Origin of the sequence: Enterococcus sp. AZ170, from assembly GCF_050545135.1 — a bacterium.
Taxonomy (GTDB): domain Bacteria; phylum Bacillota; class Bacilli; order Lactobacillales; family Enterococcaceae; genus Enterococcus_L; species Enterococcus_L ureilyticus.
Map to the genome: position 1 here is coordinate 2,076,844 of NZ_CP172947.1, position 25,401 is coordinate 2,102,244.

Here is a 25,401-nt window from a genome sequence, read left to right on the forward strand (position 1 = left end):
CCTTTTTTCAATTAGTTCATGTTAGCTAAAACTTGGCGGACGACATTTGCCAATGTTTCTATATCTGCTTCGTTCGTTTTATTCGTATCGATAGGCGTTGAGATTGCTTTTTTGACTTCAGCCATTTCTTGTACTTCTTTTTTTTCATAAGTGAAGGTTGGATCATCCTCTATTAAACTCGTGACATCCTTTAACCCATACGCAACTTTTTTGATGTTTAGTAAATGTTTTGGTCCAACATTTTCTGAAACCGAACTGCCGCCAAAAGTGCCGCAGCCTAAGGTAAATGAAATTGGTAATCCTGTACTGATCCCGGTTCCTCCTTGGCTTCCACCTGTATTTACTAAAATTCGTGACGCAGGCTTAGCTGCAAATTTCAACACGATATCACGATTGTTAGTGTGCAAGCTCATCGTATGTCCAATGCCATTTTGTAACAATTCAATACTTAAATCACATGCTTCTTCCCAGTCATTTACAACATAAAAAGCTAAAACAGTCGTTAGTTTTTCAAATGATAAAGGATAGCCTTCACCAACGCCACCTTGGGGACCAATCAATACTTTGGTTCCTACTGGAACAGTGATTCCTGCTGCTTGTGCAATCACGTTCGCACTACGACCAACAAATTTAGCATTCATTGCATAACCATTTTTAAAAAGTAATTTACATACTTTTTCGGTTTCTACTTCTGACATAAAGTAGCCACCTTGTGCTTTTAATTCTTGCATAACAGCTTCTTTATTGATTTCTTCGCAGATGATTGATTGTTCTGATGCACAAATCGTCCCATTGTCAAACGTTTTTGACGCTATGATTTTTGCTACAGCACTTTTTACATCGGCCGTCCGCTCAATATAAGCGGGAGAATTACCAGCGCCAACTCCCAATGCTGGTTTTCCCGAACTATAAGCGGCTTTCACCATTCCAGGACCACCTGTTGCGATGATTAGACTCACTTCTTTTGCATGTAATAATTCATTTGTTCCTGCCATCGTTGGAACAGCTAAGCAACTGATAATCCCTTCTGGCGCTCCAGCCGCTACAGCAGCACGGTTCAATAGATCTGCTGCTTTTTTGGTACAGTTGACTGCTGTTGGATGTGGCGAAAATACAATTGCATTTCTTGATTTCAACGCAATCATTGCTTTAAAAATAACTGTAGAGGTTGGATTAGTTGACGGGATGATACCGAGAACAAGCCCCACTGGTTCTGCTACATCAAATGTACCTTTTTCAGTATTTTCTGCAATGATTCCGATAGTTTTCTCATGTTTGATCTCTTCATATAGTAATTGAGATGCCGCATGATTTTTATAGGTTTTATCCATTACTTTGCCGAAACCAGTCTCTTCTACTGCCCTTTCAGCTAAACCAATAGCATATTTACTTGCTGCATTCTTCATGTTTTGTAAAATTTGATCAATTTGTTCTTCTGAAAAAGTTGCAATTTGATTTGCCGCTGCTTTTCCTTTACGTGTCAAATCACGTGCTTCTTGAACAGAACGTAGATCTTTATCAAACATTTCCATTTGTATTCCTCTATTCGTCTATTATTAAAATGTCACTTAGCGCTTTTACTAATTTTTCCTTATTTGTACGGTGAATATTTTTTTGTGGGATACTAAAATTAGGTTGCTCTTTCGCTAACTTTCTCAACTCTGTTACTTTCATTTGTTGGAGTTTGTAACGGACTATTTTTTTTTGATCTGTTTCAACAATTTCGGTGTTTTCTATTTGATCACTTGTTTCTACTACAACTTCTTCTCGTTCATTTGGTTTTGACTCTGCTACCTTTTGAATTTCGTCTACAAAAGTTGTCGCTTCTATATGTGGTCGGGCAATGACATGGGAAGCCGTTAAAAGATCTTCACCCAAACGTTGTACGCTTGCACTGCCTGCTTGTACAGCTGTTTCCACAGCTGCCACATCACCAGAAATCAAAACCGTATTTAAACCGCCACCAACCTGTTTTTTACCTAAACAACGAACTTCAGAAGCTTTTAGCATTGTATCTGTTGCCTCAATCAAGGCTATTAGTCCTTTGGTTTCAATCATGCCAATCGCTTGCTTCATATGTTACCCCTCACTTTTAAATTTTCCAGATAGAATGGTGACTTTGCTTGTTGTCGACCAGCAAATAGCGGAATGTTTCGGAGCAAAAACAATGTCGCCTTGATATGCATCATACGTTATGCCGTCAATGGTTACATGAAGTTCGCCATTTACCACGTAGTTTACTGACTCTAGCCTATCTTCTTGATAAAACTGACTATTTTCGATTTCTAAAATTCCAAGCTCGAAATTATTTTCTTCTGATGTTAAAATTTCTTGATAACGTAGCCCGTTATTCTCATTATTTAATGGCGACAATTTAACTGTAGAACCGCGAATAATTTTTAAACCACCACTATGTTCTTGGTATTCAAAGGGCGACTCAGTAAAATCTGTTATTCCGGCTTCCTTCAATAGTTTTTTTAATAACGTCACTAAATACTCTTTTGAGACTTCTTGTGTGTTTGCTAAGAGATTTTTATTTTCAGACACACCCATTTTAAAGCTCATCTGATAATCTTCTGCTAAATCTTTAGCTGAAGGTGTGATTATGGTCTCTTTGTCTATACAAATAACTTGTTCTTTTTTGCTGTGAAGTTTTTCAATATCTTTTGCACATATCAATTTTTTCATTTTGTCACACTTTCTTTAAACAGATTCACAACTTTCATCAATGATTCCAATAACTGCTGCGTCTACGGGGATAGATTCATCTTCTAACATGCGTCTGGCTGCTGATCCTGTAGCAATGATTACTCGGTCACCGATACCCGCACCAATCACATCACAGACAATCATTCGCTCCCCTTCTCTAGAGCCACCAGTGACTTCTGCAAGCATTAGTTTTAATCCATTTAATTTTTCTGATTTTCGAGTTGCCCAAATTGTGTCCATCAATTTTGCAGTTACCATAAGCGATTATTTTCTTTCTTTTTAATCTCTTCCATTGCTGCAATAACCGAAGCTGTATCCCCAAAAATAGCCAACAAAATCATATTTTGAGGGCAACTCCCTCGAATATCCTCAACTGTAACACCCACTGCTTTTTCGGCAATATCTGCAGCACAAACCATTTCAATCAACTTCCCTTGAACTAGTCCTACAGCATCAGGAACGCCTAAATTATCTTTTGAGCCCTTGCGACGATTTAAAATAGCTAATGTTCCTTCACTTGGCGACTTAATAATGCGACAATCCATTTAGATTCCTCCTTATTTTAAAAGCAAAACAAATCGCTTAATCCTGTAGAAAATTAGGAAATTGGCATTGAAACGTTCTTTGTTTCACTGACGATTTGTCTATTTTCATAAGGATTGATTTGTGTAGCTAGCTATGTTAAAACTTGATTGGTACAACTCATAGCAATCCCAAGCGGCGTCACAAACATTGGATTCATTGGTTTATATGTTGGGATTCCTGTTGTCTTTTCAATAATCGTCTCTATATTCTTAAGACAGGCTGTACCGCCAACCAAATAGATTCCTTCTACTTTGTATCCTTGCGTTTGCTGAATAATAATTGAAGAGATCTTCTCAATTACCGGCTTTAAGCTAGTCAATAATTCATCATGATTTTTCCCATTTCGTTTATACTTTTCAGCTGCTTCAAAAGTAAGCTTATATGCTCCAGCAATTACTAAGGATAAATGTGTACCACCTGTTGCTTCATCCGCTACTTTAACGACTTGCCCATTTTCTACAATAGAAATACCTGTTGTCCCTCCACCAATATCAACGACTGCACCATCAGTTATTTCTAATAATTGATTAGCTGCTGTTGGTTCATCCAATAAGTTTGTTAGTTCAAATCCAGCGCTTTGAACAACGTTTTTTATGACCCCGCCATCCAACTCATCTGTACCAGGCGGTAATGAAGCAGCAGCATACACTAATTCTGTCTTCAATGTTTGTTCTATTTCCTCTTTAAGTTCTCGAACAAGTTCAACTGCACCAATATAATCAATGACCATCCCATCTCGGACCACATCTGCGTATCGATAAGCTCCTGCTACAGGCACATGATTTTCATCTAACACAGCAAGTACAACACAAGCAGTTCCTAGATCGATTCCCGTATAGTAAGTTTTTGACCGTTCTTTTTTCGGCTTTTTTATGACTTCTTCAAACGCTGCAACAAATTGATTACACGTTCTCATTGAATGTTTTTTCATTTGTTTCTCCTACTAATTGTTTCTTTAGATCATTTATTTTTTGATTTGCTTCTATTAGTATCTTGCTGTATTGAGGATATTCAGCTTGGATCAAATGGATCATGCCATAAATTTTCTTTAGTTTGATTAATAATAACCCTCGTTCACTAAAAATATAAACTGCATCCAATTGAAATTCTTCTGTTTTTTCTAGACTAGCTTCTTCATCTGACACTACTTTTTCTAGTGCCGGAAACAGCGTTTTTTCTATGTCGATGATTTTTTGACTCACATTCAACTGCTGATCTATCGCTAAACGAGCGGCTTCAAAAAGTTCTGAAGATAAAATTTCTTTATAGCCAGTCAATGAGTTTAATTGACGTTCAGTAGCGTTATCTTTCTTTCTTAGTTCTGCCTCAGACATTATTTTAATTCTCTTATCTAAAAGAAATTGCTTCGCTCCAGGTGTTAGGCGTAACTGATTATTTAAGTAAAATTGTGTAAATGGTTCTTTTTGAAAATCCATTCTAAGTTCACTTTCTGTCACAAAATGCATTCATAACCACCTCTTAGCAACCTCTTATATAATTGTTCTAATTCCTTATGGGTCGGTTTTCTTGGATTAGTCATCGTACATTTATCTTCCATAGCTTTTGTTGCCATTTCTGGAATCGCCGCTAAATATTCTTCTCGATCAATGCCATATTCTGTAATTACATTGGCTACATTTAACAGTTTCAACTGACGATTCAAGCCGTTGATCATTGCGTGAACGGTTGCTTTCGGGGTTCCTGCTTGAAATCCTAAGATACCTGCAATTCTTTGATAAACTGCTAAGCTAGGAATTTCTTTTTCTAATTCTAAACCGGCATTGTAACGAATAACATGTGGTAATAATAAGGCATTTGCTCGACCATGAGCGATATGAAACTTTCCGCCTAACGCATGCGCTAAACTGTGACAAATTCCTAATGACGCTTCACTAAAAGCGATACCAGCTAAACAAGAGGCATTATGAACACGTTCTCGAAGTATTAAATTTTCCCCATCATTGACTACAGCTACTAAGTCATTCCAAATGATCTTCATGGCTTTTTCGCTTGCTGCATCCGTAAAATCGGTTGCAGCTGTTGATGCCAAAGCTTCTATACAATGGGTGAACACATCGATACCTGTATCAGCTGTCACATTTTTAGGTACGCTAATGGTTAATTCTGGATCTAAGATTGCCAAATCAGGAATCATTTGATCTGCTACAAGTGCATATTTGCTATAATTTTTAGGATCTGAGATAACTGCAAAAGAGGTTACTTCGCTACCTGTTCCGCTTGTTGTTGGAATACAAATCAGCCGAACCGTTGCCTTTTTCTCTGCGCTGGTATAGATATGACGAATCACCTTAGCCGCATCCATCGCTGAACCGCCACCTATCGCAATTAAGCCATCCGGTTGTAATTGAATCGCTGCCAGCAAGCCTTTAGTGACAACCTCAATTGTTGGGTCAGGTACAATCTCTGAGAAAACACTACAACAAATATTCTTCTCTTGTAGTAACTGTTCGATCTGATTAACCGTACCATTTTCTTCCATAAATGGATCACAAATAATCAATACTCGTTTAAGAGCAAGAGTTTGTACTGCTGCCAACGCATCAACACCTGTCACAATTTTAGTAGCCATTTTAAATTGCTTTAACATTTACGCTCCTCCTTTCATCTAATTTCTTCAACAAATGCCCTGATCTCTTCCTTATTTATATGCAGCCAATATTGTTGTTTTATACAACCAATTTCTTCTAACATTTTTTTTGTAATTATTTTTTCATTTACTGTATGTTCTTTTTCCTTATACATTACAACACCTATTACAGGAACTCGAAGTGCGTGAGCAAAGTTTGGAGGGTAACTTTTTTTTATGCTAGGAATCGGAACTAAAAATAACGCCTTGCTCGCTTTTTGTTGTAATGAAATAATATGTTTATGCATCCAGGGACTTTCTAAATAGGAATTTGGAACAATGATTGTTTCATTGGTATATAAGATATTTGCTACTTTGCGAATTGGTTGCTCAGAATCTTCAATCGCTTGTGCAATTATGTGATTATGTTGCTGGTTTGGTCCGATAATCAAAATACGTTTCTTCATGTTCTACTCACTGGAACGATATCGTAATTTAATTTTTCTTTCAAAATCGTTACAACAGCTTTTAAAGCTACTTCAACACTTTGAACATCCCCATTGATCAATACCGAGCCTGTAAAGCGATCTAAGAAACCAACATTAATACCAGCGCTTTTTCCTGCTACATCTGCCGCAATAATGGCAGCTTCAACGGGGGAAATTGTCAAGATGCCAATTGCCCCCTCCGCTTCAATGCCTAGTGATTCATAGACTTCTGGAATTGGTGAAGCAATAACATGCGCTAAGGTTACTTGTTTTCCTGGAACGGATTCTTCAATAACTCGCTTTGGCGCGTTTTCTTCCATAATGATTACGCCACCCTTTCTAATGACGGACAACTCGAACTGGGAACTCATACTCTTTGATCCATCCTTCAATCCGATCTAAATCTTCTTCTGATAATGATGGGTCTCCAGCTACTGGATATTCCATGCCTAGTTGGCCATATTTATTGACGCCTAATTTATGATAAGGTAATAAATCGATACCTAAAAAATTGGGATATTCTTTATATGGAAGTAAAAAATCAATAATTTGTTGAATCTCATCATGGCTATCATTGATCATTTTCAACATTGGCATCCGAATCTGAACTTGGTGTCCAGCCTTTAAAACTTCTTGTAGATTTTCTAAAATCTTTTCATTACTGATACCTGTTAATTCATTATGTCGAACTGGATTCATATGCTTTAAATCAAATAAGAATAAATTGACATATTCAGCTAATGCCAATAATCGCTCCATCCTTGAATGACCACATGTTTCTATCGCAGTATGGATTCCATCAGCTCGACATGCTTGTAATAAGGCTAGTGCTGCTTCTGGCTGTGCTGTACATTCACCGCCGCTAAGGGTTACCCCACCACCAGATTGTTCATAAAAAGCATCATCTTCATGAATGACTTCCATTAATTCAGAAATTGTTTTGATTTCACCAGTAATATTTAGAGCAGCCATTGGGCAAACATCAACGCACGCGCGACAGCCATTACAGGCAATATCGCGTCGTACTTGATGATGATCGTTTTCATCCATGTAATGAATCCCCATCGGACAGACTTCTACACACGCACGACAATCACTACAGACGCTTTCCTTATACATTACTTCGAATTTTCGTTCTAGTCCTTCAGGATTGGCGCACCACTGGCATCTTAAGGGACAGCCTTTGAAAAAGACGATCGTGCGAATCCCTGGACCATCGTACAAACTATATTTTTGTACATTAAAGATCATCGCTTGTCGTTCAATTGTCGTTGTGTTTTGAGTCATCATCTATTCATCTCCTGCTCTTAAAACTTCGTTAACATTGTTCGGCTGATGATTTCATCTTGAACATCCTGACATAATTCAACAAAGAAGGCACTATAACCTGCTACTCGAACAATTAAATCACGATATTGTTCTGGATGTCGTTGTGCTTCCAACAATGTCTCGTTATCTAAATAGTTAAACTGCATTTCACCATTTCCTAAAATACTCGCAGTTTTTAATAAAGTAATTAAACTTTCTTCGCCTTCTGGTGTATCCAGTAATCCATTCATGATCTTGAAGTTATGCACCATTCCCATATTCATCGTATCATTTGCCATTTTAGAAATAGATTTCACAATAGCTGTTGGACCTTTAAAGTCAGCTCCTTGAGATGGACTAATACCATCTGATAATGGAATCCAAGCTTTTCGTCCATTTGCTGAAGCACCAGTCATTTGACCTAGTGGCGTATTGTTTGAAATCGACAATGTTCCATGACAAAGTTCTGAATAAAGGGTTTTGTATTGGCGATGCTCCGCTTCTGTAAAATGAATCAATTCGGCCGCAATTAAGTCTGCATAGTCATCATCATTGCCGTACTTAGGCGCATTCAAGCAATCCGTGCGGATTTGGTCATAGCCGACAAAATCAGCTTTTAAGGCACGATTCAATTCTTCTAAGGTATATTTTTTGTCATCGAAAACCAGCTTTTTGATTGCTGCCATCGAGTCTGCATAGGTCGCTAAACCTGACCAAACAACTCCTGGTCCAAAATTATACATTGCCCCACCACTCGAAACATCTTTCCCACTTTCCATACAGCCTTCATACATCAAAGACATCAACGGTTTTGGTGCTAGATCGCGGTGGACTCTTTGGGTGATAACTGTTGCAACCGACGACCACTTCGTAATATATTTAATTTGTTCTTTAACAGCTTTTTCAAATTGTTCATAGGTTTTAAATTGAGAAATATCGCCCAAGTCTGGACAAACCTCTTTGCCATACCATAACGGTACACCTCGGTTTAAAACAAGTTCGATACAAATTGGCCATTGTGTATAGGCTGTTGAAGTCCATTGATATAAACGACCAGATTTTTGCGGTTCAACACACCCCATTAAACAATAATCTCGTGCGTCCTCGATCGACACACCTTTAGCCAACATCATTTTGATATGGGTATCGTCAAAGTGACAGGCGGGAAAACCAATACCTGCCCGAACAACATCCACTATTTTTTTCAAGTATTCACGCGGTGAGCGATTATGAATCCGACAAGCTAAAGATGGTTGGTAAACTTTTACGTGACGGACGGCATCCATTAATAGATAGGTTAATTCATTGGTTGCATCGTGGCCTTCACGTGTCACTCCGCCAACGCACATATTCACGAATGGTTGATAGCCCGCGAAGAACTTAGATCCGCCTTCACTTGTGATCCACATCATTTCAGACATTTTAATCAACATACAACCCGCTAATTCAAAGGCTTCAAACTCATTCATCTTGCCTTTATCTAAATCATTTTTGAAAAAAGGATACATGTATTGATCCACACGTCCAATTGACATTCCAGTTTGATTTTCTTCTACAACAAGCAAGGATTCAATTGTCCATACTGCTTGGATGGCTTCCCAGAAGGTTTCTGGTTTATTTGCAGGAACTTTTGCATTGATTTCTGAGATTTTTTGTAATTCTGCTTTACGTTTGGGATTCGTTTCCCGTTGCGCTAACTGTGCTGCATATTCAGACAGACGACGAGCGTAGATCATGACGCCCTCCGTTGTATCGATCAATGATTTGTAAAAGTAGATTTTTTGAATATCATCAGGGTTTTGATAATCTAATTTTTCTAAATGCTCTTTTGCCTCTTTTTGAATATCCAACATCCCTTTTTTCATTAAAATGACATCATAGCCTGGATTAGAATCACCACCGCCATTTAGTTGATGATAAGAACAGTCTGAAACAAAAGATTCGCCAGATAGTTCCCAAACTCCGGCTTCACGGAATTGATCTTCACAATACTCATCGATCGATCTGCCCTTCCAAAACGGGAATAATTCTTCACGCATAATCTTTTTGTCTTCATCCGAAATAAAGAAAGGATCTTGCGGACGGCTTGAAATTGTATCGATTTCGTCTTCCATCCAACGCCACGCAATATCTGGAGAAAAAGCGCCGGCGCGTGGTGCGCCATTTGGTGCGCCTACGATCAACTCATTGTCTTGAATTACAAGTGGTGCAGTTTCACAACAACGTTTGAATGACTTTGCTCTTAAAACATTTTTAGGCATTCCTGGATTTTCTTTTGCAAGTTCAGTGATCACTCTAGCTCGATGAGTTGTGATAGTCGGTTTTTGTTTTAAATAATTTACTTTTAAAGCATCTAATCGAGCAGTTGACCCATTTGGAATACTTGATTGATCATCAGAAGCAAAACCGCCACTTGTGGATTTATCATCGGCAACTGTCGCAAACATCTTCATCAATGCGTTACGTTCTTCTGAACTTAACTCTTTTGTTGCTTCGGCTAATTTTGCCGAAAATTCTTTAATGTCCATTTTATTCCCTCACTTTACAACAATTTATTTTTCCATTATTTTTTTTAAGATTTTTTCTAAAATGTCTGTTTCTACATCACTTTTCGTTTCTGATTGTTTATTCTCTGATAATGATTCAACAGGATAGCTAATCTCTCGAACATAAGTTAAATCTTTTGCAGTAATATTTTTGGCACTTATGCCTCGTCCAGTTGTAAATCCCCCTAAAATGACGGACACTGGTAAAGTCGATTGCAAGCCCATACTTGCCATACTCGCTGGGGCATTAACAATCATGCGACCAACTGGTTTTTTTAACGCAAATTCTTTCAACACTAACTTATTGTGAGAATGAATTGCGAGTGTATGACCATTATTTTTTTCTTTTAACAAACGGATCGATTTCTCACAAGCATGCATCCAACCCGGTTCTAAATAAAATGCTAAAACTGGGCACTTCATTTCATTGGCAAAAGGATCTTCGTCATACATGTAATCCTGTTCTGAAACTAGCACTTTGGTTGTTGAAGTAACACGTATATTTGCCTCTTTGGCCAGCCATTGGGCATTCTTGCCCACACAAGATGGATTAATTTGGTTATTTTTAGGCTGTAAAAGTGCTAGTAAGTTTTTTTCTTCTTCTTTTGATAAAAAGTGTGCACCATATTCTTGTAACAACGCTCTAACCTCAGAAGCGATGACTCCTTCAGCTATTAGGTACTGTTCTGTAGCTGGAAGTAAACCACAATCATAAGAACGACTATCCACGATTGCCTTCACTGCTTTTTTAACATCTGCTGAACGCTCGATAAAAACAGGTGTAGCACCTGTCCCACCATAAATGATCGGCCGTTGGTAATTGGCTGCGTTGATATAGTTTTGATTACCAATAGCTAAAATCATTGCACTATCCTGACTGGTTAAAATCTCTTTTACACCTTTATCGGTTAAAGAGCTAACACATCCTAAACAGCCTTTTGGTAAGCCATTTGCTTCACAAATCTCTCTAATTTTTTGAAAAACAAGATATGTTGTCTTTTGTGCTTTTGGATGTGGAATAAGCACCATAGCATTGCCTGATTTTATCCCAATAGTTAGACTGTACAGAACATTTAATGTTGTATTTTCTGCTGGTAATAGGATTGGAATGACGCCCAATGGAACGCCAACTTGTAAAACATTCCCCGCTGAATCTTCTACAATATTCCCCACACAAAGCTGTTGATCCAGCTCTTTAGATAACGCTTTCAATAAGCGTTCCATCAATATTTCTTTATCTTTATAACATCCTAGATTTGTTTCTTTTATTTCAGTTGCTAAAAATCTACTTATATCTGGTTTGATCTCTGCCAACAGTTTTTCCACTATTGCATCGAGATTTTTTTGCTCATATTCTTTTACTAGGTGCTGTGCATCTCGTGCTGTTTCTACTAAAATCCGCGCTTCTTGAATAGATAATAAATCTTCATCTACTTGTTGCATGTATTATGCATCTCCCTCCTCAACAGGTAAAAAATCACCTAATTGATAACGATCAATCATTTTATTTAAATCGCCATGTGGGCTTGCAATCACGACCGAGCTGTAGATGTTTGCACCCATTTTTTCAACAGCTGCAATACCTGCTTCAACTGCTGATTGGCACGCCGCAACGTCTCCTTGTACAATCACAGAAATATATCCTGAGGCAACATTTTCATATCCTACCAACTCAACATTGGCCGCCTTACACATTGCATCACACGCCTCCAAAATAAAAACTAATCCGAATGTTTCAATTGCACCAATTGCTTCGTATGTTCTCACTCTTTCTCCTCCTTGCACTACCGATCAATATCATGAACGGAAACAATGTCTCCAACGTATGAAATTGGTCGAGGCATCACATTGTGTGCAGTCAATTTGCCAATTGTTTCGGCAGCCTTAGCTCCTGCTGCAACAGAAGCTTCAACAGCGGCAATGTCTCCTTTAATCATGACCGTTACTAAAGTAGACCCAATATTTTCATATGAGATCAGTTCAACATTTGCAGCTTTCAACATTTCATCAGCAGCCTTTAGTGCTGGAACTAAGCCAATCGTTTCTACTAACCCTAAAGCTTCTTCGCCACGATATCTCAATGTATCTCCTCCTTACGCTGACCGATATTTTTTATCAACATATTTATCGACGGTTGCTCTACCTTCATCGGTAATTTTGTAATAAATAACTAGGTTCTCGTTTTTATCTAAATCATATGTTGCTAGCTCGACTAATCCATTTGCTTCTAGCGCCATCATATGCTCCAGATACAATTTTTCATTGAATTGTTTCTCTTGCCCATATTGTGGTTTTAACGCCTTCATGATTTGGGCAACATCTATTTCTCTTTGGTCATACATTTGATTTAAAACAGCTGTTCGACTAGGCAAAAGCATCTTACTCTTCCCCCTTTTTAAATAAATCTAACGGATTCATCGTAACTAAAATCGCGCCGATCACGATAATCACTGAGCCTATAACCATTGTTGGTGTTAAGGTTTGACCAAGGAAAATAACACTGAATAAGACACCCCAAAATGCATAGGTAACATTTAAAGACATGCCGATCGCAGTTCCAACCATAGCGTTCGCTTTGTACCAGGTCAAAAATGAAACCGCAGCGCTTAATCCGGACAAAACTAACCATAGAACTGGTGTTACTGCAGCCAATGTACCGAATAATAAATTAAATGCCCCCACAGCTGGAACAACAATGATCAGAACAACTAGACCAGAAATCAATTGACGTAAGTTTACCGCCACATCTGTATCGATCATCGCACCACCAAAGCTTGAAAATACACCTTCTAAACCCCAAGCAATTGCAGCAATCAATGCACAGACGATTCCTAGCGTAAAGTTAGGCGCTCCTTCTGGCTTCACCATGTTAATCGTAATAGCTCCGACAACGACAACGACCATACCTAATACAATTCGAGCAGTTGGCTTTTGCTTTAAGAATATCCAAGAAAATAATGCGCCAAACAAGCTACATGTCGCTGAAATGGGGATCGCATACGCACCCGCCATAGCTAACCCAACAAGATAAGCCCCGTTAGCAATTGGTCCACCTAGGAGAAATCCGATTACTAATAATTTTCCTGGTTTTGTATGCAATGTTCTGACTAATTCTTTTAATCTTCCTTGCTTTGCGTTATAGAATAAAAGTAAAATACCTGCAAAAAAATCATTTAAACCTGAACAAACAAAAGGTGCTGCCAAGAAGCCAGCCGCACTAACTAACGGGTCATAACCACTTGCTACAACGACTAGTGTTGAATAAATTCCATAAGTGATACCTGAAATAATCCCATTGCTGATTCCTTTCACTCGGAAGCCTTTTTTGGCTTGTTCCATTTGAACGTCAGCACTAGTACAAGAAATATTTTTTCCACTTTCCATGTCTATTTCTCCTCAATTGTTATTTTTCAATTATCTATTTGGCAGAATATTTTCAACTTCACTGTGCGGGCGTGGAATAACATGTACGGATAATAACTCTCCAACGCGTTCAGCTGCAGCTGCACCAGCATCCGTAGCAGCTTTTACCGCACCTACATCACCTCTGACCATCACGGTTACAATCCCACCACCAACAAATTCTTTACCAATTAGTGAAACATTAGCAGCTTTTACCATTGCATCTGCTGCTTCGATCGAACCAATCATTCCTTTAGTTTCTACCATTCCTAATGCATCATGTTTCATTTCTTTCTTCCTCTCATTTTCAAATTAAAAAACGCTTTCTTTATTGACAAATCCATCATATTGGATGACCTTAAGGGCGTAGTCAATCTATTTTTTCATTTCTTTTCTGTATATAACACAGAACTATCTGTACTAATACAAATACTATTCTCAATTAGCTTTTTTAATTAAGAATAATCTTTACTATTAGCACTATAATATTTACTTAATCGGCAGTGATAATTATTCTAATTCTAATTCTTGATTTTAATAACAGGATTTGAATTGATACACCTCATGATCATTTTTTCACATAAAAAAATAGTAGCTCGTTACAAATAATTTCCAATTGCTTTTAATTTCTATCATCACAATCATTTAATAACTTCAAAATAGACAAAAACACTATATTATGAACGAATAAAATATATTTAATAACAAAAACAAAAGGTTCCCCTAAGGGGGAACCTTTTGTTTTTGCATTCACAATAAAGAGGAACATTAGTGATCTACTCTTCAGTCCACTTGTTCCTCTCACTACCTATGTTCTAATTTTCTCTGCGGGAATCAGTAACTCAACAACAAAATTATCCACATTCATAGTTGACCAATAATCAATGACATAGCGTTGATATACCTCATTTTTACATTGATAGTTATTTTCTTTTGCCCAAGTTTTCATCTTTTTGTATTGATATGAAAGTTTAGCCAGATCACCAATATGATAACTAGACAAAAACATTTGGCCACCTATCATTCTTTTTGGTATCTTAGGGTTTGGTATACCAATTGGTTTTTGCATTATCATCATTTTTGAACCTTGAAAATTACTAGATTCACAATCTTCAAATCGAAGAATAACCGGCCCTGTGATTGCACAGTTGTGTTCTTCTAAATAGTTAACCCAAGGAATATTGATTACCGCATCCATGTAGTTATGACAAAACTCTTGCTCCAAAAATACGTAGTTTTCTTGCTCAAAATACTTGACGTTCACACTTTGAATGCTGTTTTCACTGGCTAACGTTCCTTCTCTGATTAAGCCTAACCAATCTGAAACTGCAGTATAGCTATTGCGAATTCTTCTTTCTTCAAGCTTTAATTCCTCTAATTTTGTTAAGAATATATTTTCTTGATAGAAATAATCTCCTGTTTGCTGAACCCCTTTCATTTCCTGCAACTTAAAGCCCATCTGTTTATAGTATTTGATTACAGGAATACTATTCATTGTTTCTTCGGTGTAATACCGATAACCATTTTCGTTACTTACATGATCTGGTTTTAATAATCCTAATTGCTCATAAAAGCGCAATGTTTTGCGGGAAACATTACACAATTTCGCAACTTCACCAATAGAGTACATTTGATTAGTCTTTTTGCCTATTTTTGTATTATTCATTAGACATCTCCATTACTCGCAGCCACTTATATTATTGAGAATATCTACACAATTGTCAAGTAAATTTCGAGGTTATTGGTGTTTTATTTTTCGTCAAATAACAATCACTATCGTTAATTGTAAAGATACTTCTCACTATACATTTTACTGGTATAATTTGTGAAACAAGCCTATTTAGTTAACATAAAAAAAGGTATAAATATTGACGATCCAATATCTATACCTTCTTTCACTTCTTTTAAATACGTAATGTACTTCTAATAAAAAATCAATCGGTATTAATCGCTGAATGATTCATCAATCGATTGATATGGACACCTAAGTAGACAATTTCATTTTCTGGTATCCGCGTGTGGTAGGTTTGATCAACATATTTTTTTACTTTTGTTGCACTTTCCATTGCAACAGGGTAAAGTGACCACATTTGGCGATACAATTCATCTTCTTTCTCTTGGAGCAGAGCATTGGAAAAAAATCGATCAACGAAAAAACGAACATGCGTGATAAAACGAGAATAATGAACCGAATTCGTATCGATTTCCTGTCCCAACGAATACCTCACCATATTAACGATTGTCCCTACTAATTTTGCTTTTTTTAAGCCATCTTGGTCCTCGTGATTTCCTGATTGCGCATTAATCAAGTGAAAAGCAATATTAGATGCTTCTTCATTTGGTAGTTCGATTTGATAATTTGCCTTCATTTGCTCAAGCGCAATCTCGCCAATATGAAATTCTTTTGGATAATAATTTTTGATTTCCCAGTATAAACGATTGGAACTATTTAATCCTTTTTCACTCCGTTCAACCGCAAAATGCAAATGATCTGACAGAGTTAAATAAATACTGGTATTCAATTTATAATCTAGCGCTCCTTCTGCAATTGAGACAACTTCTTTCGTTATTTCAAAAAATTTCATTGGAATTTCAGCCACTAACTCAGCAAATTGAGAAGACTTTTTCTCTTCGATTGGCAAGAAAATTTTATCAACAGAAGAGTCAGAAATAACGTCACCGATTTTCTTGTCATAACCAATCCCTTTTCCTAATGCAATCATCTCTTGCCCTTCTTTTTCAACAAGGACAACGCTTGTATTCAGCACTTTTTTCACCAAAATCATCGAAACCAACTCCTTGCTTCCTACTCCACTAAACTTGCTCCATTAGTTGCTATCACTTCTTGATACCAATCAAAAGAATCTTTTTTTGAACGGTCATATGTGCCATTCCCTTCATCATCCGCATCAACATAAATAAAGCCATAACGTTTTGACATTTGCGATGTTCCTGCACTTACTAAATCGATTGGTGCCCAGCTAGTGTAGCCTATTAAATCGACCCCTTCATCGATTGCTTCTTTCATTTGCTTAAAATGTTCTTTAAAATATTCAACTCGATAAGGATCATGAATGGCACCATCTTCCACGATATCCACTGATCCCATGCCATTTTCTACGATCATTAAGGGTACATTGTAGCGATCATACAATTCGATCAATGCAATTTTCAATCCTTTTGGATCAATTTGCCAGCCCCAGTCAGTTGATGGTAGATAAGGATTTTTAACGCCTAAAACCGTATTTCCAGGTGTTCTTTCAGCATTTGGGTCACCAGATTCTGCCATTGACATATAATAACTAAATGACAGAAAATCAACTGTATTTTCTTTTAAAATTTGCCGTTCTTCATCAGTTATTTCAATATTGATCCCATTATTTTTCAATGCTGTTTCGATCATTTTAGGATATTCACCTTTAACTTGGACATCTGTATAAAAATTATTTTCAAGATTTTTCTTTAATGTTAATTCTACATCGATTGGCGCACAAGTTAAGGGATAGGTCATTAATTTTGTCAGCATACACCCAATTTTGTTGTTGGGATTTTTTTCATGTGCAACTTTGGTAACCAAAGCACTGGCAACAAATTGATGATGCAGGGCTTGGTAAATCTCTTGTTCTTCTTTTCTAGGTGTACACTTATCTGGCACAATTCCAGCCGTTGTAAACGGGTGCCGGTGAATACTATCGATCTCATTGAATGTTAACCAATACTCTACATACTCTCCAAATTCTTCAAAACAAACTGTCGCAAATCGGACAAAATCATCAATTACTCGACGGTTGACCCAGCCATTATAATTTAAACTAAGTGCTAATGGCATCTCGTAGTGTGACAATGTAACGATTGGTATAATCCCGAGACGTTTCATCTCTTTAAATACCGCTTGATAAAATACAATTCCTTTTTCATTTGGATATTCTTCTTCTCCTGTGGGAAAAAGTCTAGTCCAAGCAATCGATAAGCGTAATGTCTTAAAGCCCAGCTCACTAAATAAAGCCAAATCTTCTTTATAACGGTGATAGAAATCAATACCACGACGTTTAGGATACCATTTATCCGTTTCATCTGCCATCGCAGCTTCTATTGTTGCAGTAGAAATATCCATATGAGCCGCATAGTCTTTATTATCAACATCTGGTTTATAACTTGCGATATCCGCTACAGATAAGCCCTTACCATCGAGGTTCCAGCCTCCTTCTACCTGATTTGCAGCGATTGCACCGCCCCATAAAAAATCGTTTGGAAATGTCTTCTTATTTTGCATAATATCCTCCTAATTTTAGAGTTGAAAGAACTCAATCGACTTCGACTAAAAAAAACTGTTCATCTACCTAAGTGGGGCAATAGACAATACGTTTGTCTGATTTGTCACCCTTTCTAAATGATGCAATAATTGCATATGATAGGCTTCTTTATTCGTTACAACACACACGACCGTCGGATCAAGTCCGGCAGACTTGATTTTAGCTAAATCAAAAGTAATCAGCTTCTGTCCTTTGACAACCTTATCGCCAACTTTGACAAACGTTTCAAAACCCTCACCGCCTAATTGAACTGTGTTTAAACCAATATGAAATAGAATTTCTGCTCCATTATTTGTTTTCAAGCCTAATGCATGCTTTGTTTCGAATACCATCGTAACCTCACCTGATTCTGGTGCTACTAAACAGTTGTCTTCTGGAATAATTGCAAGTCCTTCACCAATTAAACCACTTGAAAAAACATCATCCTTCACTTCCGACAAAGAAATTACTTTGCCAGAAACTGGACTAATCAGCTGTTCCGTATCGGATTCAGACACAACTTCCATCCCGTCTGCCTTTTCTAAAGCCACCTCATCCTTATAAATAAATAATACCGATAAGAATCCAACAATAAACGAAATCCCCAATGTAACAAAAGCCCAAATTAAATTCATTGAATTTGCTTTGTCTACAAACATTGTAATACTAGCTAATCCCGGACCAACTAACGCAAATCCTTTGATTGCCATAATTCCGGCAAAACCGCCACCAACTAAACTGGCAAACATTACACTATACAATACGCGCTTATTTAAGATCGTCACACCATACAATGCTGGTTCCGTAATACCGAACAACGCAGATATTCCTGCTGATATTGCAGTAGAACGCAATTTTTGATCCTTCGTCTTGATACTCACAGCAAAACAAGCACCAGATTCAGCAATGTTATGCGCTAAAGAAGCAGGTAAATAGAGTAATTCAGCACCAATTTCGCTCATAGAAGATACAGCATAAGGAATCATAGCCTTGTGCATACCTGTCACAACCATGAAGGGTAAAACAGCTGCTAAGACACCTGTCGCTACCCACCCAAAATGAGTATACAACCAAACAATCACCGTTGAAAAAACAGTTCCTACATTGTATCCTAATGGGCCTAAAATAAGTAACGCAATTGGAACTGTAATCAATAGACTCATCATTGGAACAAAGAATATTCGAATCGGTTTTGGCGAATATCTTGTAAATAATTTTTCAATTTGCGCGTAAAACAACACTGTTAAAATGGCCGGGAAGACCTGTGACGCATACGCAATATTCGTTACATCAAAGCCAAGAAAATTGGCGCCTCCTGCTAACATCGTAGACATATCTGGCAAGATCAAGGCACCCACTGCCGATACAGCAACCAGTTGATTCACTTTCAATTTATTTGCTGTTGTCATTGCAACTAAAATAGGTAGAAAATATAATGGCGCACCGCCAATTAAATTAAGAATTTGATACGATTGGCTTTGATCACTCATTAATCCCGTCACAGAGGCAAGCAATAATAATGATTTTAGAACACCTCCACCTGCGATGGCAGGAACTAAGGGTTGAAAAATAGAGATGATAAAATCAAGTATTACAGATCCTATTTTTTGTTTTCTCTTCTGACTATCATCTGCTGGCAATTCCCCAAGAAGAGCTTTCATTTCATCATAAACTTCTACAACATCATTCCCGATAATGACTTGACACTGAACATTTTGACGTACGCCGATCACCCCTTCGACCTTTTCGAGTTTTTCAACATCTACAAGAGAATCATCTTTTAAGGTAAAACGTAACCGTGTTGAGCAATGTTCAAGATGAGAGACATTTTCTTTCCCGCCGATCCATTTTAAGATCGACACAGCTGTTTCTTTATAGTTCATCACTTTTTCTCCTTCATAATTAGTTACGCAAAATTGGCCAAATTTTACGCAAAAAACAGACAGAAACTAAATAAAACACTCACCAGAATCAAACTCCATCTGTTGAAAAATGCTTTATTTAGGTCCTGCCTGCATTACCAGTCACATGCCTGTTATTAATTGACTTTATGTTAGCACAGATTTTTTGAAAACGCAACCACCCAAAAAGGGGAACTTGATTTAGATTGCTATCGAGAACTGTCAGAACACTTTATCAGGTTGGTACTCACTTTTAAGGTAAAATTATAATTAATATCTAAATGTGTCAAAACAGTAGCTTTTTAGTACCTGTAGATTCTTAAGTACCCAATAGATTCAAATTTACAGCTAATTCATTTTCATATTCCTAAATTTATTAAACTACCAATCCTATTAGTTTTAAAATTAACAGGATTGGTGGTCAGTATAATTTGAACAACTATCCTAAGTAAAATCGCATTCCAAAGTTTTAATATTTTAGTGTGTTACTGCTATGCTTGCTTCGAAGGTAAAATTGTCATTTCAGTAATACCGACTGATTCTGGCTGAGATATCGCAAATAGAACAGTTTGCGCCACTGCATCTGGCGTAATTGCAATTTGATAGAATTGTTCCATCCCGCTTTTTACTTCTGGTGTGGAAATCGTTTCTAGCAATTCGGTTGCAATTGCTCCTGGATAAAGAGTGGTTGTGCGAATATTCGTTCCTTCCATTGCAGATTCCATGCGAAAACCATCCATAATAGCACGTACTGCATGTTTCGTTCCAGTATACACACTGTTACCAGGGAAAACCTTAAGTCCCACAATCGAACTTGTTGTAATCACGTGACCTGACTTTTGGGCTGTGAATTCTGGTAACACTGCTGCTAATGAATTAAGCATCCCATTGATGTTAATATCAACCGTGTCATACCACTCGTTTGTTTTCAATTCACTCATATTTGAAGCAGGCATAATCCCAGCATTTGCAAATAAAACATCAACCTTACCAAATTTTTCTTTAGCAACTTGCACAAGTGTTTCTACCTCTTTTAGGTTACGAACATCTGTCACAGCATAAACACTATTATCACCAAATTTTTTCACGAGTTTTTTCAACCGTTCTTCTCTCCTAGCACCTAAAACCACCTTTGCACCATTCTCAATCAATAGTTGAGCTGTTGCTTCTCCGATTCCAGATGAGGCACCTGTGATAACTATAACTTTATCTTTTATATTGTTATTCATAAAGTTGACTCCTTTTTATTTTTTTATTTACACACGCTATATCTCAACCATAGCGTATCTTCTTCGATGATATCGACTGATTTTAATTTAAACCCAACTGGTGCTATTTCGGGCAGGGTATCTGCTCTTTCAAAAATTGTATTGGTATCTGTTCGTCCATCAGTTGCTGGTGTCATCACAATACTCACTTCATCAATCAATCCCTCTTGTAAAAATGACCAATTGATATAACCACCACCTGATACCATTAATGTTTTGATCCCAAATAAAACCAATAATTTTTCTGAAGCAAGTGTACAATCAATCAATTCTTGTCCAGCAAAAATATAAGAGATTTGTCGCTCTCGAAGATAAGCAATATACTCGTCACTAGCTTTATCCGTTAAAATTTCAATAACGTGGGCTTCTGGACGATTTTCGTATTGAACGGTGTTTTCAATCCAGCCAACTTTACCAGAAGGATCAGCTGAAACAACATACATTTGGGCCTTTGCTTGTGCAACATAATCCGTTCTAGGATAAGGTGTTTTTATTTCTTTCAACTCAGGTTTATGGAAATGAGTAAAATTCTTTTCCATCGTAACTCTTCCACATAACCACGCTTGGCTAAGGTAGCTGTCATTGGTTGTTTCATAGGTTTCACCACCAGCAATGGCATATTTTGAACTCATATAACCACCGCTAATTTTTCCATTGATAGAAGTCAACATATGGCAAATAATTTTTGGCCTTTTCATCATTTTTACTTGCCTCCATTGATTTTTTGTTTTTTTGTTATGGTGCTGATTACAGTACAAAAAGCTAGCAACATCATGATCATACCTTCTACCATAAAAATGTCCGTGTTTTCGTTAGAAGGAAGGATATTGCCTAATAGAGAAATCGAAATTGGAGCAAAAGTCGCGCCAATATTGAAGCCTATCAATAGCAAAGATGTACTCTTTTCTGACTGGCCATTCGTATCTTGATTCACCTCATTAAACAAATATGGGATAAAGGTGCGGAAAGAAAAACCGCACAATACTACAGCAATTGAAATTGACACTAAATTTTGAGAAGAGGCAATCACAAACATTGATAAACTTAAGACAAAAAAGGATAGTGGTAATGTCCATTTTTTTGTTATTGTAACAATTGACCCAAATAATGCACCGGCGGTCATGGCACCTAAACCTATCAAGGCAATTAAATTACTACCATCTGTTGCATTTCCAAAACCTTTTTCAAGAAGCAAAGAGGTGATTTTGACGGTAACAGACATATAAATTGTTACAACTAGAATCAATAAAGCGATGTAGCCATATTTTGAAGGATTGATTGTCTGATTCTTTGTTTTGCTCTTATTCTCCTCATTTTCAAGAGCAACATCTGGTACAAAAGATGAAAATAGAAGTAAAATCGGTAAAGCTAACAGATAAGCTAAAAACGAACTCCGCCAGTTCATTACCAGCAATTGACCTACTGTAAACGTAATGACCATACCGCCAATTCCTTCGAATGCACTTTGAAAGCCAATCACAGATGAACGTTCTTTTCCTTGGTACATTTTTCCAGCTAGAGAAAAGAGTAGCGGATTAAATAATCCAATCCCAATCCCAAATAATATTCTGCTGAAAAATAAAAACCAAAAGGACTGTACAAAGACAGGTATAATCCCTGTACCTAAAACAATACCAATACCAATCTGTACAGATAACTTGTACCCAAATTTCTTAGCGAATATATGGCTAAATGGCACGGTTAAGATAATAAACAAAGAAGGGATTGTGGTAATTAATTCTACTAAAGTAGGATTGATCGTCGGATAAGCTGTCATAATCGCTGGAATATTCGCAGCGATTGCGCCACCCGATACCACAAGTAATGACACAGATAATAATGAAAACTTGGTTAGTTTATTCACTAAGTTGTCTCCTTTAAAATACGCAAAATATAGTCCGTATTTTTATTCACCAAAAATTTCTTTTGCTAGAGCAAACGCGGACCATGCTTTTGGCCATCCTGTATAAAAAGCTAAATGAGTGATTAATTCCACCATTTCTTCTTTTGTCACCCCATTTTGTTTGGCGATGTTCATATGGGCTTCTAATTGGGGTACGTCTTGCGTTAATAAGCTTGCACAAGTAATCAAGCTACGATCACGCGGCGAAAGTTGTTCTTCTCTAGACCAAACTTCACCAAATAATAAATCATCATTTAATTCTGCAAATTTTGGTGCAAATGCACCTAATTGATCTCTTCCTGCTGTTTGTTTTTTCATTAGGTAGGACTCCCATCTTTTATTCATTTTTATAATTGATTGTATAATTCATCTGAAACAGATTCTAACCATTCTGGCGTACCAGCTGTAATTGCTAAATGTTCAAACCAGCTATTTTTTGCGGCACCATGCCAATGTTTCACGCCATCATGAGTAACAATCACATCTCCAGCAGTTAAAAATTGCGCTGGCTTCCCCTCTTCTTGATACCAGCCTTCGCCACCCGTTACTAATAACAGTTGGAAACCATCATGGTGAATATGCCAGTTATTGCGACAACCAGGTTCGAATGTGACATTTCCTACTCCTACATTAACTTCGGGATCTGCAATTAAATTCTTTAAATAGCTTTGACCAATAAAGTATTGCGCATATGCGTCATTTTTTTCTCCCACTGGAAAAATCACACCATTTTTTACTTCTTCAAATTTTGCCATTTGTTATTCCTCCAATTCCTTTGTTTTCTGATGGTTCATGTTGTAACCAATTTTTGATTGCGGTATCTGATTTTTCAACTCTAGAACCACGAATAGGTAACCCAATATGGATGGTTGAATTAGGACATAATTTCTTTAGATCAGTGATACTATTGCCCATTCCACTGCCTTCATGGGTGCAAAAAGGATAAATATTTTTTTCTGATACATCATTTTCCTCTAAAAAAGTTGCGACGATCATCGGAAAAGTCCCCCACCAATTTGGATACCCTAGATAAATCGTTTGATGTTTTGCTAAGTTAAGGGAGACAGGTTGATATTTGGGTCGCTCGTTTGTTATTTTTTCCTGTTCCGCTTGAGCTACCACTGCTTGATACGCTTTTGAATAGGCTATTTCTGGAATGAGTTCAAAATCATCAACATCGAGTATCTCGGCAATTTTTTGTGCAGCAACTTTTGTATTTCCAACAGACAGCTGTTCCTTCTTTCCATCAACCAAATTTTCAAAAGGTCGAGAAAAATAAATGATAGCAGTCATTTGATCACCTTCTTTTATCTTTTACTTATGCAAAAACAGGCTGCATCATCTACTTACAAGTAAATGATACAACCTGCTTCTCTACACGTCTAATGCCTAAATCCACTAGTTGCTATGCCTTAAAAGCATCGTTAAATCGTTGGATAAATTCTTTAACTGCCGGTGTTTGAATTCGATTTTTTTTCCAAACAAGGACACAATTTGTTTTAACCTCAGGAACTAATGGGACAAATGTCAGCCCCTCATGTTGCCCATTGGTCGTTGCGCCTTCAATCGTTAAAGCAGAGCCCACACGATTTTCCACTAAAGAAAAAACATTAAAAATCAAATTAAACGTGCCAACCACATTTAAAGATTTTAACGGCTTATCAAGCCAGCTTTCAAGCATCAACTGAACTTCTGAACGATTAGAACTTAATAGTGGAATTCCTTCTAAATCATTGGGACAGATAGCTTTTTTTTGTGCAAGAAAAGAGTCATTAGATACTAACAAACCCCATTTTTCTTCTCTGGGCAAAATAATTTTTTCAAAGTTAAGCGTAGCAATCGGTTCTAATAAAATAGCGAGGTCCAAAATGCCCTTTTCCAGTTTATCGCTAATATCATCGCTAGTCCCCGAAACAATATTAAAGGTCACTTGAGGATAATCGCTCACCAATTCCTCCAACATCATGGCCATCGTATCTGAATTATCTGCTTCAACACACCCAATTGAAAAATGTCCACTTAAAAAGCCTTTACTCTGTTCTTCAAATTCACGTTCTGTTTGGTCAGCTAAGGTTAATATCTCAGCAGCTCGCTCTTTCAGAAAATATCCTTCTTCTGTTAAAGTCAATTGCCTTTTTTCTCGGATAAAAAGCGGTGTGCCTAATTTCTCTTCAAATTCTTTGATTTGTCGACTTAAAGTTGGTTGCGTAATATGCAAAACTTGTGCTGCTTTAGAAAAATTCCTTTCTTCTGCAACGGTCCAAAAATAACGTAGTTCTCTTAATTCCATTGTGGTTCTCCTTTTTAAGTTCACATGTTTATTTTACAATAAAACAGAACGAATTTCTAAAAGAACCGTTTTATACCTTATAAGGTTTCCATATCAATCACAACGCGGTAGTTGCTATAGGC

General features: G+C 37.1%; 29 protein-coding genes. All 29 read right to left on the minus strand.

The features are described 5' to 3' along the window. Positions 1–11: 11 nt before the first annotated feature. A complete protein-coding gene (locus IGJ55_RS09970; protein ID WP_430606307.1) occupies positions 12–1,532 on the minus strand; it encodes an acetaldehyde dehydrogenase (acetylating) in 1,521 nt (506 codons plus the stop codon). Between the two features lie 10 nt (positions 1,533–1,542). After that, positions 1,543–2,076, minus strand: coding sequence for a BMC domain-containing protein (locus tag IGJ55_RS09975; RefSeq protein ID WP_430606309.1), 534 nt, complete (start codon positions 2,074–2,076; stop codon positions 1,543–1,545). 3 nt (positions 2,077–2,079) lie between these two features. Beyond that, positions 2,080–2,688, minus strand: coding sequence for a cupin domain-containing protein (locus tag IGJ55_RS09980; RefSeq protein WP_069639925.1), 609 nt, complete (start codon positions 2,686–2,688; stop codon positions 2,080–2,082). Positions 2,689–2,703: 15 nt separating this feature from the next. Next, positions 2,704–2,967, minus strand: coding sequence for a EutN/CcmL family microcompartment protein (locus IGJ55_RS09985; protein ID WP_430606312.1), 264 nt, complete (start codon positions 2,965–2,967; stop codon positions 2,704–2,706). Further along, a complete protein-coding gene (locus tag IGJ55_RS09990; RefSeq protein ID WP_069639923.1) occupies positions 2,961–3,254 on the minus strand; it encodes a BMC domain-containing protein in 294 nt (97 codons plus the stop codon). The genes IGJ55_RS09985 and IGJ55_RS09990 overlap by 7 nt, the downstream gene beginning before the upstream one ends. A gap of 131 nt (positions 3,255–3,385) precedes the next feature. Further along, complete coding sequence (eutJ, locus tag IGJ55_RS09995) at positions 3,386–4,225, minus strand: ethanolamine utilization protein EutJ (RefSeq protein WP_430606314.1); 840 nt, start codon at positions 4,223–4,225, stop codon at positions 3,386–3,388. After that, entirely contained in the window at positions 4,197–4,760 is a 564-nt protein-coding gene (locus IGJ55_RS10000; protein ID WP_430606316.1) for a hypothetical protein, read from the minus strand. Before IGJ55_RS10000 ends, eutJ begins: the two co-directional genes overlap by 29 nt. Then, entirely contained in the window at positions 4,748–5,902 is a 1,155-nt protein-coding gene (locus IGJ55_RS10005) for a 1-propanol dehydrogenase PduQ (protein ID WP_430606317.1), read from the minus strand. Before IGJ55_RS10005 ends, IGJ55_RS10000 begins: the two co-directional genes overlap by 13 nt. A 14-nt stretch (positions 5,903–5,916) precedes the next feature. Beyond that, positions 5,917–6,348 carry a EutP/PduV family microcompartment system protein gene (locus IGJ55_RS10010; protein WP_430606319.1) on the minus strand — a complete coding sequence of 144 codons (432 nt, stop codon included), beginning with the start codon at positions 6,346–6,348 and terminating at the stop codon, positions 5,917–5,919. After that, a complete protein-coding gene (locus IGJ55_RS10015; protein ID WP_069639918.1) occupies positions 6,345–6,689 on the minus strand; it encodes a BMC domain-containing protein in 345 nt (114 codons plus the stop codon). Before IGJ55_RS10015 ends, IGJ55_RS10010 begins: the two co-directional genes overlap by 4 nt. 19 nt (positions 6,690–6,708) lie before the next feature. Continuing rightward, entirely contained in the window at positions 6,709–7,659 is a 951-nt protein-coding gene (gene cutD / locus IGJ55_RS10020) for a choline TMA-lyase-activating enzyme (RefSeq protein ID WP_069639917.1), read from the minus strand. 17 nt (positions 7,660–7,676) lie between these two features. After that, entirely contained in the window at positions 7,677–10,205 is a 2,529-nt protein-coding gene (gene cutC, locus IGJ55_RS10025) for a choline trimethylamine-lyase (protein ID WP_430606321.1), read from the minus strand. A gap of 24 nt (positions 10,206–10,229) precedes the next feature. Beyond that, on the minus strand, positions 10,230–11,666 hold the full coding sequence (locus tag IGJ55_RS10030; protein WP_430606323.1) for an aldehyde dehydrogenase family protein: 1,437 nt from the start codon (positions 11,664–11,666) through the stop codon (positions 10,230–10,232). A 3-nt stretch (positions 11,667–11,669) separates the two neighbouring features. Continuing rightward, positions 11,670–11,990, minus strand: a complete 321-nt coding sequence (locus tag IGJ55_RS10035) for a BMC domain-containing protein (RefSeq protein ID WP_069639914.1) — start codon at positions 11,988–11,990, stop codon at positions 11,670–11,672. A 17-nt stretch (positions 11,991–12,007) separates the two neighbouring features. Beyond that, entirely contained in the window at positions 12,008–12,304 is a 297-nt protein-coding gene (locus tag IGJ55_RS10040) for a BMC domain-containing protein (protein WP_430606325.1), read from the minus strand. Positions 12,305–12,316: 12 nt separating this feature from the next. Further along, positions 12,317–12,601, minus strand: coding sequence for a hypothetical protein (locus IGJ55_RS10045; RefSeq protein ID WP_069639912.1), 285 nt, complete (start codon positions 12,599–12,601; stop codon positions 12,317–12,319). 1 nt (position 12,602) lies between these two features. Then, entirely contained in the window at positions 12,603–13,607 is a 1,005-nt protein-coding gene (locus IGJ55_RS10050; RefSeq protein WP_069639911.1) for a DMT family transporter, read from the minus strand. A 30-nt stretch (positions 13,608–13,637) separates the two neighbouring features. After that, positions 13,638–13,913, minus strand: coding sequence for a BMC domain-containing protein (locus IGJ55_RS10055; protein ID WP_069639910.1), 276 nt, complete (start codon positions 13,911–13,913; stop codon positions 13,638–13,640). Positions 13,914–14,433: 520 nt separating this feature from the next. Then, on the minus strand, positions 14,434–15,291 hold the full coding sequence (locus IGJ55_RS10060; RefSeq protein ID WP_429949491.1) for a MerR family transcriptional regulator: 858 nt from the start codon (positions 15,289–15,291) through the stop codon (positions 14,434–14,436). A 268-nt stretch (positions 15,292–15,559) separates the two neighbouring features. Beyond that, on the minus strand, positions 15,560–16,411 hold the full coding sequence (locus tag IGJ55_RS10065) for a PRD domain-containing protein (protein ID WP_207121352.1): 852 nt from the start codon (positions 16,409–16,411) through the stop codon (positions 15,560–15,562). Positions 16,412–16,431: 20 nt separating this feature from the next. Beyond that, the gene (locus IGJ55_RS10070) at positions 16,432–17,898 is read right to left on the minus strand and encodes a glycoside hydrolase family 1 protein (protein ID WP_207121353.1); all 1,467 of its coding nucleotides are present in this window, start codon (positions 17,896–17,898) and stop codon (positions 16,432–16,434) included. A gap of 63 nt (positions 17,899–17,961) precedes the next feature. After that, positions 17,962–19,800, minus strand: a complete 1,839-nt coding sequence (locus IGJ55_RS10075; RefSeq protein ID WP_069639906.1) for a beta-glucoside-specific PTS transporter subunit IIABC — start codon at positions 19,798–19,800, stop codon at positions 17,962–17,964. Positions 19,801–20,309: 509 nt separating this feature from the next. Next, on the minus strand, positions 20,310–21,047 hold the full coding sequence (locus IGJ55_RS10080) for an SDR family oxidoreductase (RefSeq protein ID WP_430606329.1): 738 nt from the start codon (positions 21,045–21,047) through the stop codon (positions 20,310–20,312). 23 nt (positions 21,048–21,070) lie between these two features. After that, positions 21,071–21,787, minus strand: coding sequence for a dihydrofolate reductase family protein (locus IGJ55_RS10085; RefSeq protein WP_430606331.1), 717 nt, complete (start codon positions 21,785–21,787; stop codon positions 21,071–21,073). A gap of 2 nt (positions 21,788–21,789) precedes the next feature. Next, on the minus strand, positions 21,790–22,950 hold the full coding sequence (locus IGJ55_RS10090) for an MFS transporter (protein WP_430606333.1): 1,161 nt from the start codon (positions 22,948–22,950) through the stop codon (positions 21,790–21,792). 42 nt (positions 22,951–22,992) lie between these two features. Beyond that, entirely contained in the window at positions 22,993–23,307 is a 315-nt protein-coding gene (locus tag IGJ55_RS10095; RefSeq protein ID WP_429949481.1) for a carboxymuconolactone decarboxylase family protein, read from the minus strand. A gap of 29 nt (positions 23,308–23,336) precedes the next feature. Continuing rightward, positions 23,337–23,744: a cupin domain-containing protein gene (locus IGJ55_RS10100; RefSeq protein ID WP_429949480.1), complete on the minus strand. Its 408-nt coding sequence runs from the start codon at positions 23,742–23,744 to the stop codon at positions 23,337–23,339. After that, positions 23,731–24,282 carry a flavodoxin gene (locus IGJ55_RS10105; protein ID WP_429949478.1) on the minus strand — a complete coding sequence of 184 codons (552 nt, stop codon included), beginning with the start codon at positions 24,280–24,282 and terminating at the stop codon, positions 23,731–23,733. Before IGJ55_RS10105 ends, IGJ55_RS10100 begins: the two co-directional genes overlap by 14 nt. A 112-nt stretch (positions 24,283–24,394) precedes the next feature. Next, positions 24,395–25,279, minus strand: coding sequence for a LysR family transcriptional regulator (locus IGJ55_RS10110; protein ID WP_069639901.1), 885 nt, complete (start codon positions 25,277–25,279; stop codon positions 24,395–24,397). Positions 25,280–25,401: the final 122 nt, after the last annotated feature.

Excerpts from the sequence above, each read along its gene's own strand:
- IGJ55_RS09970 (WP_430606307.1), bottom strand. The coding sequence starts at position 1,532 with ATGGAAATGTTTGATAAAGATCTACGTTCTGTTCAAGAAGCACGTGAT.
- IGJ55_RS09975 (WP_430606309.1), bottom strand. The coding sequence starts at position 2,076 with ATGAAGCAAGCGATTGGCATGATTGAAACCAAAGGACTAATAGCCTTG.
- IGJ55_RS09980 (WP_069639925.1), bottom strand. The coding sequence starts at position 2,688 with ATGAAAAAATTGATATGTGCAAAAGATATTGAAAAACTTCACAGCAAA.
- IGJ55_RS09985 (WP_430606312.1), bottom strand. The coding sequence starts at position 2,967 with ATGGTAACTGCAAAATTGATGGACACAATTTGGGCAACTCGAAAATCA.
- IGJ55_RS09990 (WP_069639923.1), bottom strand. The coding sequence starts at position 3,254 with ATGGATTGTCGCATTATTAAGTCGCCAAGTGAAGGAACATTAGCTATT.
- eutJ (WP_430606314.1), bottom strand. The coding sequence starts at position 4,225 with ATGAAAAAACATTCAATGAGAACGTGTAATCAATTTGTTGCAGCGTTT.
- IGJ55_RS10000 (WP_430606316.1), bottom strand. The coding sequence starts at position 4,760 with ATGCATTTTGTGACAGAAAGTGAACTTAGAATGGATTTTCAAAAAGAA.
- IGJ55_RS10005 (WP_430606317.1), bottom strand. The coding sequence starts at position 5,902 with ATGTTAAAGCAATTTAAAATGGCTACTAAAATTGTGACAGGTGTTGAT.
- IGJ55_RS10010 (WP_430606319.1), bottom strand. The coding sequence starts at position 6,348 with ATGAAGAAACGTATTTTGATTATCGGACCAAACCAGCAACATAATCAC.
- IGJ55_RS10015 (WP_069639918.1), bottom strand. The coding sequence starts at position 6,689 with ATGGAAGAAAACGCGCCAAAGCGAGTTATTGAAGAATCCGTTCCAGGA.
- cutD (WP_069639917.1), bottom strand. The coding sequence starts at position 7,659 with ATGATGACTCAAAACACAACGACAATTGAACGACAAGCGATGATCTTT.
- cutC (WP_430606321.1), bottom strand. The coding sequence starts at position 10,205 with ATGGACATTAAAGAATTTTCGGCAAAATTAGCCGAAGCAACAAAAGAG.
- IGJ55_RS10030 (WP_430606323.1), bottom strand. The coding sequence starts at position 11,666 with ATGCAACAAGTAGATGAAGATTTATTATCTATTCAAGAAGCGCGGATT.
- IGJ55_RS10045 (WP_069639912.1), bottom strand. The coding sequence starts at position 12,601 with ATGCTTTTGCCTAGTCGAACAGCTGTTTTAAATCAAATGTATGACCAA.
- IGJ55_RS10050 (WP_069639911.1), bottom strand. The coding sequence starts at position 13,607 with ATGGAAAGTGGAAAAAATATTTCTTGTACTAGTGCTGACGTTCAAATG.
- IGJ55_RS10055 (WP_069639910.1), bottom strand. The coding sequence starts at position 13,913 with ATGAAACATGATGCATTAGGAATGGTAGAAACTAAAGGAATGATTGGT.
- IGJ55_RS10060 (WP_429949491.1), bottom strand. The coding sequence starts at position 15,291 with ATGAATAATACAAAAATAGGCAAAAAGACTAATCAAATGTACTCTATT.
- IGJ55_RS10065 (WP_207121352.1), bottom strand. The coding sequence starts at position 16,411 with ATGATTTTGGTGAAAAAAGTGCTGAATACAAGCGTTGTCCTTGTTGAA.
- IGJ55_RS10070 (WP_207121353.1), bottom strand. The coding sequence starts at position 17,898 with ATGCAAAATAAGAAGACATTTCCAAACGATTTTTTATGGGGCGGTGCA.
- IGJ55_RS10075 (WP_069639906.1), bottom strand. The coding sequence starts at position 19,800 with ATGAACTATAAAGAAACAGCTGTGTCGATCTTAAAATGGATCGGCGGG.
- IGJ55_RS10080 (WP_430606329.1), bottom strand. The coding sequence starts at position 21,047 with ATGAATAACAATATAAAAGATAAAGTTATAGTTATCACAGGTGCCTCA.
- IGJ55_RS10085 (WP_430606331.1), bottom strand. The coding sequence starts at position 21,787 with ATGATGAAAAGGCCAAAAATTATTTGCCATATGTTGACTTCTATCAAT.
- IGJ55_RS10095 (WP_429949481.1), bottom strand. The coding sequence starts at position 23,307 with ATGAAAAAACAAACAGCAGGAAGAGATCAATTAGGTGCATTTGCACCA.
- IGJ55_RS10100 (WP_429949480.1), bottom strand. The coding sequence starts at position 23,744 with ATGGCAAAATTTGAAGAAGTAAAAAATGGTGTGATTTTTCCAGTGGGA.
- IGJ55_RS10105 (WP_429949478.1), bottom strand. The coding sequence starts at position 24,282 with ATGACTGCTATCATTTATTTTTCTCGACCTTTTGAAAATTTGGTTGAT.
- IGJ55_RS10110 (WP_069639901.1), bottom strand. The coding sequence starts at position 25,279 with ATGGAATTAAGAGAACTACGTTATTTTTGGACCGTTGCAGAAGAAAGG.